Here is a 13086-nt window from a genome sequence, read left to right on the forward strand (position 1 = left end):
GATGGGCTTTCTCTCGGTTCTTAGCTGCGCCCATCAATGGGTATCCTCCCGTTTGCAGCCCGGGGATTTTGCGATTGATGCCACTGTAGGCACGGGTGCGGATACCCTGTTTCTCGCACAGCAGGTTGGGAAACGTGGTCAGGTCATCGGTTTCGATATCCAAAATGAAGCGCTGACTCTTGCACAAGCCCGAATTCGTAAACAGCAAGACGGATCAAAGCTCGGTTCCATCTCCCTGATGGAGTTAAGCCATGACCGAATGGCTGAAGCTGTTCCCGAGCAATGGCAGGGCCAAGTGGGCGCAGTCATGTTCAACTTGGGATACCTGCCCGCCGAAGGTGCGGATGCTTCTGTTATTACTCTAACGGACAGCACGATTGGGGCATTGGAAGCAGCACTGGGCCTATTGCGACCACGCGGCATAATTACAGCTGTATTGTATCCGGGCCATGAGGGTGGTGCACAGGAGGCAGATGCAGTACTGGCCTGGTGTTCGGCTTTGCCTGTAGACCAGGCACAAGTTGTGATGTACCGCCAGCTGCAGCGCGCAACCTCTCCATTTCTGATTGGTATTGAGAAAAAGTAATTTCCTTTACTCTCCAAATGCCATAAAATAAACACATTAAATAGCACGACATCGCTGTGCATGAATATGGGCCAAGCTCTAACCTTGGCTCGTTTACTATGACGATGCGTGCTTTACATATTTGGCTGCTGCAACCGTATACAATACGGAATGCACAGGCATGGATTTGATTAAAGCGATTCACCACTTCATATACTAGAGGAGAGATTACGATGTCTAAGCCATACCCACTACAATTTCAACCCGAGTTTAAGGAACGTGTATGGGGAGGTCGGGCGCTGGAGCAATTCGGTCTGACACCACCTGAAGGACATATTGGAGAAGGATGGATGATTGCAGATCATCCTAACGGTACAACCAAAGTCATTAATGGCGAACTTGCTGGTAAAGGTCTGGATGAAGTGCGGGAACAGCTAGGCACTTCGTGGCTCGGAACAAAAGGTGTATCTGAAAAAGGCGGACGCTTCCCCCTCTTGATCAAACTGCTGGACTGCAATGATGATCTATCCGTACAGGTTCATCCGACAGATGATTATGAAGCCCTTCCTCCAGGCGAACTTGGCAAAACGGAAATGTGGTATGTGCTGGACGCGAAACCGGGAGCGCACATCATTTATGGTTTAAACGAAGGAGTCGATCGTGCGGTGCTGAAGGAAGCATTGGAGAATGGCACCGTGATGGATACGCTCCGTCAAGTACCGGTTGAAGCGGGAGATACGTTCTTCATTCCTGCCGGAACGGTACATGCTCTGTGCGCAGGAGTGGTCGTTGCCGAGATCCAGCAAAATTCGGATACAACTTATCGGATCTACGATTATAATCGCCCAGGACTGGATGGAAAACCACGCGAGCTGCATGTTGAAGATTCCTTGAATGTGACTGCCTATGAGGGCGCTGGTGCTACCACAATGAAAACCAATAACGCGACACCAGGCGAATGGCTGAGGCTGGCGGAATGCCCTTATTTTGTCGTAGAAAAAGGAATTGTTTCGGATCGGTGGGAACTCTCTACTCATGCTGACAGTTTCACCATTCTCGTCGTTTGTGAAGGGAACGGAACCTTGGAATGGGACAATGATACGCAGGAAAAAATTGAATTGAGCGCTGGACAATGCTACCTGCTGCCTGCCAATCTTGGAGCTTATACGCTGGATGGCAATACGACAGTTCTTCGTTCTTATCTACCTTAATCAAACCAGTGAAGGAGGGGTTACACGATGCAGGAATCTACGTTTGCCCTTGTGGGTAATGAAGGGACCCGCATTCATGTCTACCGCTGGCTTCCCGATCCGGAATGCGATATCAGAGGCGTTGTACAGATTGCGCACGGCATGGCCGAGACCGCAGCACGATATGGTGAATTCGCCGAGTGTCTTACCAGTCACGGGTATGCTGTCTACGCCAATGACCACCGAGGACATGGAAAATCTGTCGAGAATCCGAAACTGCTCGGCAATGCCGGAGCAGACGCCTTTCGCTGGATGGCAAGTGATATGATTAATCTCGGTGAGGTCGCATCCAAGGAACATCCGGGAGTCCCCTTGTTTCTGATGGGACATAGTATGGGGTCGTTCCTGGTGCAGCATCTGATGTATGCTGGACATGAACGTTACCATGCATTTATTTTGTCCGGAACCAATGGGAAGCGTGGTCTTCTCCGATTTGGTGAAAAACTCGCACTCATGCAATGTGGTATCCAGGGTGCGGCACATCCAAGCATGCTGCTCAACGCCATTGTGTTTGGCGGCTTTAACCGTTCCTTCCGTCCGGCTAACACACCTTTTGATTGGCTATCACGTGATGCGGATGAAGTTAAACGATTTATCGACGATCCATTGTGCGGGGCCATCTGTACCGCCGGATTCTTTCGTGATTTTTTCAAACTGTTGTTGGAAATCCATATGCCTGAACACATGAAGCGGATTCCGAAAAATAAAGCAGTGTATCTGTTCTCCGGAGAACTGGACCCTGTTGGACTGAATGGTAAAGGTGTGTATAACCTGGTCTCCCAGTACAGACAGCTTCAGATTCAGGATGTGGAGTATCGCCTGTATCCCGAAGGACGGCACGAGATGCTGCACGAGACCAATCGTGAAGAAGTATACTTGCATGTGGTCAACTGGTTAGAGCGTCACACGCCGGGCTCCGAGCAAGACAGCACAAATGACATTCGTGATACACTCGCTGATACGGTCTGAATTTCCTTACAAAGCTATAGCAATACGAAAGCCCCTACCGAGGGACACAGTTTGCACTGTGCCCCAGGTAGGGGCTTTCTGCTAGGTGAATCTATAATGATTGCTAATGTTGTTTTGGTCCGTGTTACCCTTCGATCAGCAAGGATTCTGGATCTTCCAGCAGTTCCTTCACCGTAACGAGGAAGCGTACTGCCTCGCTACCATCGATAATACGGTGATCGTAAGACAATGCGATATACATCATTGGACGATTTTCCATCCGCTCTGCGTCGATCGCAACCGGACGAAGCTGGATCTTATGCATACCTAGAATACCTACTTGAGGTGTATTCAGGATTGGTGTAGACAACAGGGAACCAAAGGTTCCGCCATTGGTAATCGTAAACGTACCGCCTTGCAGGTCGGAGAGCGCAAGAGAGTTGGAGCGAGCTTTGGAAGCGAGGTCCGCAATACTCTTCTCAATCTCAGCGAAGCCCAGTCGATCTGCATCGCGAACAACAGGAACGACAAGACCTTCCTTGGCAGACACTGCGATTCCGATGTCATAATATTTTTTGAGTACAACATCTTCCCCATCAATCTCAGCATTAATGGTTGGGAATTTTTTGAGTGCGCCAACCACGGCTTTGGTAAAGAAAGACATGAATCCCAGGCCGATATCGTGCTTCTCTTTGAACTTGTCCTTACGACGTTTACGAACATCCATGATTGCAGTCATGTCTACTTCGTTAAAGGTTGTCAGCATTGCCGCGGTTTGCTGTGCTTCTACCAGACGCTTCGCAATGGTAGCCCGGCGACGGGACATGCGTTGGCGTTCAACCGGTTTAGCATAAGTAGAACCTCCAGCTGCCGGAGCACTTGCTGGTGCTGCCGGAGCTTTGCTTGCAGGAGCTGGCGTTGAAGCCGGTGCCTGCGTGTTATGACTTTTTACGTCTTCCTGATACACACGTCCAATCGGATCTTTGCTCTGAACCTGATCCAGCTCAATGCCGCGCTCGCGAGCAAGCTTGCGTGCGGCTGGTGAAGCCGTTTTGGTTCCATTCTCGGAAGATTCCGGAGCTGCAGTTGCAGGTGGAGTTGCTACCGCTACTGCCACTGCTTCTGGAGCTGGGGCCGCAGCCTGCTGCTGTTCTGCAGCCGGCTGGGAAGCGGGTGCTCCGCTTCCTCCTCCAGTTCCTGCTCCCAGCGTACCAATCGTTTCTCCGATTTCAACCGTCTCGCCTTCCTGACGAATAATTTTCTCGAGTACTCCGCTCTCTTCGGCACTGATTTCGATATTTACCTTATCTGTTTCCAGCTCCAGAAGAACGTCACCCTGATTTACAGTTTCGCCTTCTTTGACAAGCCATCTGGAAACCGTTCCTTCAGTAATCGATTCACCCATTGCAGGTACTTTAATTTCACTCACAGCTGTTACCTCCCCAGTGGAATATTATTCTTCGTCGTTTGCTTCAACGCGGATGTAATAATCTGTTGCTGTTCCATGCTATGCACACTTTGATAACCGCTGGAAGGACTCGCGTGTTCCGGACGGCCTTCGTATCTCACGGTTGTTCCTTCCGGTGCAATAGCGCGCAAGCGAGGTTCCATGTATGTCCAGGCTCCCATGTTTTTGTTCTCTTCCTGAACCCAAACCAGTTCTTTCAGCTTGCTGAAACGTGCAAGGACGCGCTTGATTTCTTCCGCCGGGAACGGATACAGCTGCTCAACACGAATAATGTGAAGCCAGGACCAGTCGGCTCTGTCTTTCTCAAAAGCGTCCTCGAGATCGATGGCGATCTTACCACTGCACAGAATGATGCGTTCTACGCGATCCGGTTTGGTTCCAAGCCCTGCTTGTTCAAGTACAGGCTCAAACTTGCCTTCACTGAACGCTGCAGCGGGAGATGCAACACGCGGATTACGAATAAGACTCTTCGGCGACATCAAGACCAGAGGACGTGCATCTTCTGTTTCAGTCAACGAAGCCTGACGGCGCAGCAGATGGAAATACTGGGATGCACTCGTCAAGTTGGCAACCGTCATATTATCTTCTGCACAGAGCTGCAGGAAACGTTCGAGACGGGCACTTGTATGCTCAGGTCCCTGCCCTTCATTGGCATGAGGAAGCAGCATGACCAGACTCGATTTCTGAGACCATTTGGCACGGCCAGCGGATACGAATTGGTCAAAAATAACCTGTGCACAGTTGGCGAAGTCACCAAATTGAGCTTCCCAGATAACAAGCGTATCCGGGGAATACACGTTATATCCATACTCGAATCCAAGCACCGACTCTTCCGACAGCGGGCTGTTGTAAATGGCAAACGCTGCACGTGCTTGTGGCAGATGATGCAGCGGGCAAAATGTTGTCCCGTTCTCCGAATCATGCAATACCAGATTCCGGTGAGCGAAGGTTGCACGTTCTGCGTCCTGTCCGCTGATCCGAATTGGCTTGCCGTCAGCCAGAATTGTGGCAAATGCCAGTGTCTCGGCAAGACTCCAGTCCACTTTTTCGCCTTCGTTCAGGGAAGTGCTGCGACGCTGCAGAATACGCTGCAACTTCGGATATACATTGAAGTTCTCTGGCCATTTCAACAGATCGGCATTAATGCTGCGCAGATTATCCAGCGGTACAGCTGTTGGAATAAGCGAAACCGCCTCAGGTTGAGTGGCTTTCAGTTGTGACTGCTCATGAACTTCGTTTTTCTTCATTTGTTCATAAGCTTCTTTCAGACGATTAGTCACCGCTTCGCGAATGCTGCTAATGGATGCATCATCAATAACGGCTTCCTGCTTGAGCTGGTCCTGATACAGATGACTCACTGTAGGGTGACTCTTCACTTTTTCATAGACCTTCGGTTGGGTTGTCTCCGGATCGTCCGTTTCATTGTGACCATAGCGGCGGTAACCGATCAGATCAATTAGGAAATCCTTTTTAAACTTGTTGCGATACTCTGCTGCCATGCGAATCGCCGCGATACATGCTTCCGGATTGTCTGCATTCACATGCACAATCGGAATCTCGTAACCTTTAGCAAGGTCACTCGCGTAATAAGTAGAACGGGAATCGCTGCTATCGGTTGTAAACCCGAGACGGTTGTTCACAATAATATGAATCGTTCCGCCGTTTTGATAGCCCGGGAGTGCTTTGAAATTGAGCGTTTCCGCCACAATGCCTTCACCAGGGAAGGCTGCATCGCCATGCATCAGAATTGTCGCTGCTTTTGTAACGTCCTGTTTCGGATATCCCGGATCACGCCGATCATCCTGCGCCGCACGTGCAAAGCCTTGAACGACAGGGTTAACGTATTCCAGGTGACTCGGATTGTTAGCCAAAGTCAGACGAGCCTGTACTGCTTCGCCATCTTTTACAAAGCGGTTCGCACCAAGGTGGTATTTGACATCCCCTGTCCAGCCGTAATTGATTCCTGTCGATCCTTCAGACGGAACCAGATCCTTGTTCGGGGAATGATGGAATTCAGAGAAAATTTTGCTGTAAGGTTTACCCAGGACATGGGCGAGTACGTTCAGGCGACCCCGGTGAGCCATCCCCATCAGAATATGGCTTGAGCCCGAGTGTGCCATAATGCGTACTGCTTCATCCAGCATCGGAACGAGCACATCGTTTCCTTCAATCGAGAAACGTTTTTGTCCCACAAACGTTTTGTGAAGGAAATCCTCGAACTGCTCCACCTCAACCAGACGTTCCAGCAGTGCCTTCCGTTCATCCTGATTCAGTGGTGCCGGGGAAGTCCGTGATTCAGCACGGCGGTTCAGCCACTCGCGTTCATGAACTTCATGAACATGGCTGAATTCATAAGCAATCGGACCTGTATAGATCTGGCGCAGACGCTGAATGGCATCCCAGCCGTTGCTTGTCTGTCCATCTGCACCCTCCCAGATCAGGGATGCGGGCAGTGCTTTCAAATCTTCTTCATTCAATTCAAAATGCTTCGGTTCCAATAAAGATGTATCTGAATCTTCACTTATGCCAAGTGGATCAATATCCGCGGCAAGGTGACCATAAGTTCGAATATTCCAAACCAGTTTCCCGGCTGTAACCGCTTTCTGTAATAATTGAATATCCACGCTCCCGGAAGCTGTTTGGGCGTTGCCGGAATAAGTGGCTGTATGTGCATCTCTGCCAGGCATCGGCGGAGCACCCCATTGTTCAAACAATTCCCGATATGCGGGTGTAACCGATTCAGGATCTTGAGAGAATAATTCATATTGTTCTTGTACGTATCCCAAATTGGGTCCATAGTAACTTTCCCAGGGCTTCTTGTTGCCTTCCTCGATCGTCATCGACGTTCCCTCCGTCTTGATTTAGTCGTGTTTTTTGACGGAAATCATTGACTAAGCCGTAATTTGCGTTCGTTCAACATTTTAAGCGAAATTTTTCATGAAGTCCAATCATCGTGATGTTGGGGGTAAATAACGTTGTTCCGACGCTCCCGTCAAGGTTTGTCTGCGTTTTCAAAAACATAATAAACAATAATTGGATATGCCGCCGACACAGATGTCGAATCGTGTCCGGATCTGCTCGAGGGTTCCATCTAGCTCAAGGTAAATCGAATTCGTTTTCTAATGTCTATTCTATAAACTTTTACGCTCAGGAGCATTTCCTATTTTTAGTTCAATTGATGCATAAATTAGATGAATCAGATAAATGAAGCATAAACTCTGCATATCGCAGATATATCTGTTCCCACGTTTCCGCATTAACCCCCTTTAATATGAATTGTAGTCCATAACAAGCCAAAACAAACCGTCCAGTTAAACATTAACCATTTGAGAACAGATTCAACAAAAAAAGACCGTGAATCGACACATTCACAGCCTTCGCTTCGGTATACAGGTTTCGAATCGGAGTAGCGGGATTTGAACCCACGACCTCACCCACCCCAAGGGTGCGCGCTACCAGGCTGCGCTATACCCCGATAAATCGCAAATTGATTTCGAGAATTATAACGTGTGGTCTTTTCATACCACAAGGTCGCTGAATCCTATTGCGGGATCCCAATCAACATATATCCAAATTATACCGTACGCTCGCTTCACCTGGCAATATATAACATTGCGTCTACCGATGTGTTTCTATAAAAAACTCTATCGTACCAAATCCATGGATTCCGATATACAACCCTGGCTCCTAACTGCGTCCATAGATCATATGTAATGCAAATGGGGTTAAGGAGAGCTGTTGAATCTGCTCCATTGTGAACCAAGCCGCACCCAATGAATCTTCCCCATCCGGTTCTTTCCTGATCTCACTTGCCTGCTTGTCAGACTTCAACTGCACATCATACAAAATGCCGATATGGTAAAGCTCCTCAGGCATTCCCTGATACACCCAATGCACAACAGTGGATTCCGCAGAACGAATGGTCACCTGCACATCTGTAAGTCCCGTTTCTTCTTCAATTTCGCGGTGCAGGGCAGTCTCCGGCTGTTCTCCGAATTCCAGTCTGCCACCAGGCAGATCCCAATACCCTTTATATGCCCCTCGTGCTTTATGAATTAACAATATCTTGTCGCCCCATCGAATGAGACCATATACCCCCAGATGTGTATGTTGATTCATCAATGACTCCTTCTTTCATCTGTGAGGTTGTGAGGTATCTGACTTGTTCCTCGAATTTTCGTATCCGCTTATTCATCTGATAAAACGATGGAGTGAAGATTAACCCCGTTATAATGACAACCACCCAGAGCATACTCAAAGGCTTCAGCTCCCTTTTCAGATTCATTTAGCATGCAAGGACAAACGAATATCCAGCTCACTTCCTTCGATCAACATGGCCGTTAACCCATGCTCCGAACCGGAACGATGGTTCTCACCGTCCATCCAGAATGCAGCTTCTCCAGCTTGGATAACTATACGTTCCCCCGTTTCCCCTTCAACCCAGCCTTCACCTTCAAGTACCAGAAACACCTGCTCCCCTACAGCCGGATGCATACCCAATTCTCCGCCGCCAGTGAGTTTGAGATAAGACACCTGGCAACCCGAGGTGTTTCGAAGTATTGGCATAATTTCTGCTCCGCTACTTCCAAAAGCGGTAACCGTTCGCGCATTTCCAGGTGCTACATGATAAATTCTCACTTGTTGTTTTCCTCCGCTAGAGTATCCAAGTCCACCGCCAGGCGGATCATATCCACGCAGCGAATACCGTCCTCGATAATCTCTTCATCGTAATGTCTCACAAAATAGTCGCGATCAACTCCTATAATGCGAAAACCGCAGCGCTGATACAGCTTCAACTGATGAAAGCTTGAATTGCCTGTTCCGATCTCGACCGTTCGACAGCCCAGCCTGCCTGCTGCTTCAATTGCTTCCTTAATCATGTGCTTGCCGACGCCTTGCCCCTGTAATTCTTCCTGAACAGCAATATTAACAATCTCAACAGTCTCGGGCCGGGTCTTAAGCAAAACAAACTCGCCTACCATCTCGCCTTCATATTCAGCGATAAAACACACACCACGACTTAAATATTCGTCTACTTTGGCTTTGGAGGGATCAGCCATTAGCAAAAGTTCATAGGGCTTTTCCTCTTCCCAATCCAGTATTCGGAACGTTAGTCTCATACGGATCTCCACCTTTTCATCGTAAAATATTCTTTTACGGCCCGTTTGCTGAAGCCTATGTATCAGCTTAAACGCTAAACTCGGATGATTCTCGTCACACGTTGGCACTAGGACTAATAGAGAAATATATCTTGAACTCACTTCTAATCTGGTCATAGTGAAACATCTTATATTTCTATTTACTATAAGTACGCTGCTCCATTCTGATTGGAATAATGGCGAACCATCATGCCGCTGGCTCTGCGCATTCCCTGCCTCTCATAAAAAGGCTGCGTTTCGGTATCACATAACAGATCGATCATGTACAAACCCTGGAGCCTCTTCAGCATCCTCTCTGTTAGCGTTGTCCCAATCCCCTTACCTTGGAACTCCGGCACCACTTCCACAATGGAATGTATGCACTAAGCACCCCATCCGAAATAGCTTGAATAAAGCCTATGACCTTCCCTGTCTCATCATCCACTGCAAGCTCAACTGCATACGATTGCTCCAACAGTCTCAAAAAAATCGCCTTCGACGGTGGATTGGGCCAGCCATCAAAAAAATGTTCGCTCAGTTGTTCCGCGCCTATTCCGTCCAGATTCGATCGGTATGACACCTTCAACGCTCACCTCTCCCTTCAAAAAAAGCAAACCTCATTATATCACAATATATGGATACGTATACATGAAAATGGATGATACATTTTGTTCAATTCCGGTGAGTATTCATCTGTTTTCATAACCTTAATTCTTCTATTCCATTGCCCTATCGTTATACACCATAAACGTTTCTTGTAGTGTACGGTTTGTCGACTTTTCCCAGATCACGCTACGTTCAAATGTACCTTCTTGAAAGAAGCGCGGGAATCGTTCTGCAAACCAATCCTGCATAGGCAGTTCAAGCGCCTGTTCCACCGGGATCCACAGCAATTCGCCTTCAGGCGGATCCTGCAATAATTCACCTTCAAATGAAGTGGCCAGATAATTAAAAACCATATACCGCAGTCCCTGCTCGGGATCACAAAACTCATCCAACCCCTTGTATGTAATCTCACGGACCACAAGTCCCGTTTCTTCCTCAACTTCCCTCATAGCCCCGTCCACGATGCTTTCCGGAAAATCCACCTTACCTCCAGGTGCAATGTATCCCGGGAATCCTTTGCGATCAGGTCTGTTCATCAATAAAACCTTGCCACTATGCTTGTCCCACACCATACACATCGTAAATATGTCAATTCTGTTACTCATCGTTATCCTCCTGAGCTGATCTCCCATGGTTGTACATTAACATTTCTGGTCATCCCTTGAATTTTCCTGCCTCTTCGCTAGGATAAAAAAACAAAAGCAAAACAGACCTCGAATTCATCTTCGAGGCCTGCTATTAAACCGTTATGATTCAGTCCATACTTGTAATCAACACTCTGCGTTCTTTCCACTCGGCACGACGATAAGCCTGAAGCAGGCCAAATTTGCGTATGCTTGCTTTGGGCACCGATTTGTAAGGCAGACCGACTGTGAATTCCTGAGTAAATGGAAAGTAGGAGAGTCCTACCTTTTCACCCGAGATCCATTCGGCGCGAATCGGTTGTCTTCCACAGGCATCGAAGGTGCAGCTGAGTCCCTCTGCAAAAAAATCATAGCGCGATGCAGGGGTTCCCGGCTCCTCCATACAGAGAAAAAGGCTTAGCTGATCACAGAATAACATGATCTCCAGGTCGCTTTGCAATCTGCGCTTGAGTTCATCTCCTCCGCCGAGCTGCTGCTGCCAATCCTCCTGAAAACGTTGTTCTTTGTTCAGATATTCCCTGATATCGTCATCATCGTTAGGGTTAGCACCCAGGGTGTTCTGAAATAGCTCCGTGTACATCATGCTGCACAAAAGCCCGGCATACAGACTTTTTTCACGGACTTCTTCAATTCCTTTTTGGTAAAATACAAAACGCGGGCGTAACGGAAAATCCCGAAACGAATACGGGGACTGACTGTAATCATTCCAAAAAGGTACGGAATCCAGCTCAATCCAGCCACGATCGTGTTCTCTTGCTGCAAGTATAAGCTCCTCCCGGTGACGGGAATCAGCGAGCAATTCATCTTTCCAGTGGGAAGCCATCACGCCGGCTACTTGTCCATGCTCATGCTGTGCGGTCAAAACAAAATCATGCTCTCTCTCATATACGATCATTTGCTGTCACCCTTCCGCATGGTATACTTCGACTTTTACATATACTGGTATAAATTGTCCCATTATCTCTTCACTTTTTCTTCTTCACCCGGACGGCATAACAAATTTGCAAATGTAAAGGTGTTGTCAGTTGCCTGAAATTTGGTACACTAAAGATTGTGTCACTGATTACATTACATACAGAAAGCGGGATCTCATGAATTTATACTCTCCTTACATCGAGTTTAACCGCAAGGAATGGGCTGAACTGAAAGAACATCAGACCACCCTTCCACTGACGGAAGCCGAATTGGAACAACTAAAGGGATTGAACGAAGAAGTATCCATTCAGGAAGTGGAGGATATTTATTTACCACTTACCCACTTTATTGACTTATATGCAAGAGTTTCACGTGAATTGAATCAATTAACGGCTTCTTTTTTGAAAAAGGAACAATCTCCCGCTCCCTACATCATCGGAATTGGGGGCAGTGTTGCCGTGGGCAAAAGCACGGCAGCCCGTTTGCTCCAAGCCATGCTCGCCAGAGGTAAAAACAAACCCAAGGTTGACCTCGTTACGACCGACGGTTTTCTATATCCCAATGCCATACTGGAAGAGAAAGGCATCATGAACCGGAAGGGTTTTCCCGAAAGCTACGATATCAAGTCTCTTATTCAGTTCATGGGCGATGTAAAATCGGGTAAACCTGAAGTAAAAGCGCCAGTGTATTCCCACCTTGCGTATGATGTCATTCAAGGAGAAGAGCAAACGATCTGTCAACCGGACATCCTGATTATTGAAGGCATTAACGTTCTGCAGGTGAAAAAGGAAACACCGCTGCTTGTCAGCGATTTTTTTGACTTTTCCATCTATATTGATGCAGAAGAGGAGCACATCCGTCATTGGTACATTGAACGTTTCAAGCTGCTGCGCAGCACCGCATTTCAGAATGCAGATTCCTTCTTCCATGACCGCTTTGCCCACATTGGTGAAGAGGAAGCTGTACTGACGGCCAGTCAGATCTGGCAGGACATTAACGCCAAGAATCTGCACGAGAACATTTTGCCAACCAAGGGACGAGCCAGACTAATCCTAAGAAAAGAAGCCGACCACTCGATTCAGCAAATTAAACTGCGCAAACTGTAATTGCTGTCAGCAAGCTGTACGGAAGATCCAACTACCCCTCTACTAAAGGAGACAATAGCCTATGCAAACCTTGGTTGTACTCGGTAGTATCATGATGTTTCTCGCCGTAGCTCTCGGAGCGTTCGGTGCACACGCGCTCAAGCGAAAATTATCTGCAGACATGATCAAAATATACGAAACCGGAGTTCAGTATCACATTGCCCACGGTCTCGGATTGATCCTTCTGGGCCTGATTGCGGACCGCCTGGAACAGTCTTCGCTCATTATGGCAGCCGGATGGCTGCTGTTCGCAGGCATCCTTCTATTTTCGGGCAGCCTCTATGCACTGAGCATAACGGGTGTCCGCAAACTTGGTGCGATTACTCCGCTTGGCGGAGTCGCATTCCTTGCCGGATGGGTCATGGTCATCATTGCCGTTCTGTAATACAGAACGGATTGTAAACGAA

At 48.0% G+C, this 13086-nt stretch carries 14 protein-coding genes and 1 tRNA gene; 5 read left to right on the top strand and 10 right to left on the bottom strand.

Annotated elements, in window-relative coordinates; translation table 11 throughout:
- The first annotated feature begins 1 nt into the window (after position 1).
- The 3 genes from mnmM (at position 2) to AC3WQ3_RS15720 (ending at position 2784) form a co-directional block, all read left to right on the top strand.
- A complete protein-coding gene (gene mnmM, locus AC3WQ3_RS15710) occupies positions 2 to 586 on the top strand; it encodes a tRNA 5-(aminomethyl)-2-thiouridylate-methyltransferase MnmM (protein WP_336779339.1) in 585 nt (194 codons plus the stop codon).
- Positions 587 to 798: 212 nt separating this feature from the next.
- On the top strand, positions 799 to 1776 hold the full coding sequence (locus tag AC3WQ3_RS15715; protein ID WP_492472713.1) for a type I phosphomannose isomerase catalytic subunit: 978 nt from the start codon (positions 799 to 801) through the stop codon (positions 1774 to 1776).
- Positions 1777 to 1803: 27 nt separating this feature from the next.
- A complete protein-coding gene (locus AC3WQ3_RS15720; RefSeq protein WP_492472714.1) occupies positions 1804 to 2784 on the top strand; it encodes an alpha/beta fold hydrolase in 981 nt (326 codons plus the stop codon).
- Between the two features lie 124 nt (positions 2785 to 2908).
- Here AC3WQ3_RS15720 and odhB read toward each other — a convergent pair whose 3' ends face one another.
- The 10 genes from odhB to AC3WQ3_RS15770 form a co-directional block, all read right to left on the bottom strand.
- The gene (odhB, locus tag AC3WQ3_RS15725) at positions 2909 to 4192 is read right to left on the bottom strand and encodes a 2-oxoglutarate dehydrogenase complex dihydrolipoyllysine-residue succinyltransferase (protein WP_154895872.1); all 1284 of its coding nucleotides are present in this window, start codon (positions 4190 to 4192) and stop codon (positions 2909 to 2911) included.
- Positions 4193 to 4197: 5 nt separating this feature from the next.
- Complete coding sequence (locus AC3WQ3_RS15730) at positions 4198 to 7071, bottom strand: 2-oxoglutarate dehydrogenase E1 component (RefSeq protein ID WP_492472715.1); 2874 nt, start codon at positions 7069 to 7071, stop codon at positions 4198 to 4200.
- Between the two features lie 561 nt (positions 7072 to 7632).
- Positions 7633 to 7706 (bottom strand) — tRNA-Pro (locus tag AC3WQ3_RS15735).
- A gap of 212 nt (positions 7707 to 7918) precedes the next feature.
- Entirely contained in the window at positions 7919 to 8350 is a 432-nt protein-coding gene (locus AC3WQ3_RS15740) for an NUDIX domain-containing protein (protein WP_492472716.1), read from the bottom strand.
- A gap of 162 nt (positions 8351 to 8512) precedes the next feature.
- Positions 8513 to 8869 carry a cupin domain-containing protein gene (locus tag AC3WQ3_RS15745; protein ID WP_492472717.1) on the bottom strand — a complete coding sequence of 119 codons (357 nt, stop codon included), beginning with the start codon at positions 8867 to 8869 and terminating at the stop codon, positions 8513 to 8515.
- The gene (locus AC3WQ3_RS15750; protein WP_492472718.1) at positions 8866 to 9351 is read right to left on the bottom strand and encodes a GNAT family N-acetyltransferase; all 486 of its coding nucleotides are present in this window, start codon (positions 9349 to 9351) and stop codon (positions 8866 to 8868) included. The genes AC3WQ3_RS15745 and AC3WQ3_RS15750 overlap by 4 nt, the downstream gene beginning before the upstream one ends.
- A 182-nt stretch (positions 9352 to 9533) precedes the next feature.
- Positions 9534 to 9680: a hypothetical protein gene (locus AC3WQ3_RS15755; protein ID WP_492472720.1), complete on the bottom strand. Its 147-nt coding sequence runs from the start codon at positions 9678 to 9680 to the stop codon at positions 9534 to 9536.
- Between the two features lie 8 nt (positions 9681 to 9688).
- The gene (locus tag AC3WQ3_RS15760; protein ID WP_492472721.1) at positions 9689 to 9949 is read right to left on the bottom strand and encodes a hypothetical protein; all 261 of its coding nucleotides are present in this window, start codon (positions 9947 to 9949) and stop codon (positions 9689 to 9691) included.
- 136 nt (positions 9950 to 10085) lie between these two features.
- Entirely contained in the window at positions 10086 to 10580 is a 495-nt protein-coding gene (locus AC3WQ3_RS15765; protein ID WP_492472722.1) for an 8-oxo-dGTP diphosphatase, read from the bottom strand.
- A gap of 148 nt (positions 10581 to 10728) precedes the next feature.
- Positions 10729 to 11514: a DUF3891 family protein gene (locus tag AC3WQ3_RS15770; RefSeq protein ID WP_492472723.1), complete on the bottom strand. Its 786-nt coding sequence runs from the start codon at positions 11512 to 11514 to the stop codon at positions 10729 to 10731.
- Between the two features lie 196 nt (positions 11515 to 11710).
- Between AC3WQ3_RS15770 and coaA the strand changes: the two genes are divergently transcribed.
- Complete coding sequence (gene coaA, locus AC3WQ3_RS15775) at positions 11711 to 12640, top strand: type I pantothenate kinase (RefSeq protein WP_492472724.1); 930 nt, start codon at positions 11711 to 11713, stop codon at positions 12638 to 12640.
- A 61-nt stretch (positions 12641 to 12701) separates the two neighbouring features.
- Positions 12702 to 13064, top strand: a complete 363-nt coding sequence (locus tag AC3WQ3_RS15780; RefSeq protein ID WP_110821130.1) for a DUF423 domain-containing protein — start codon at positions 12702 to 12704, stop codon at positions 13062 to 13064.
- The last annotated feature ends 22 nt before the right edge of the window (positions 13065 to 13086 follow it).

This window comes from Paenibacillus sp. FW104-T2, from assembly GCF_058789975.1.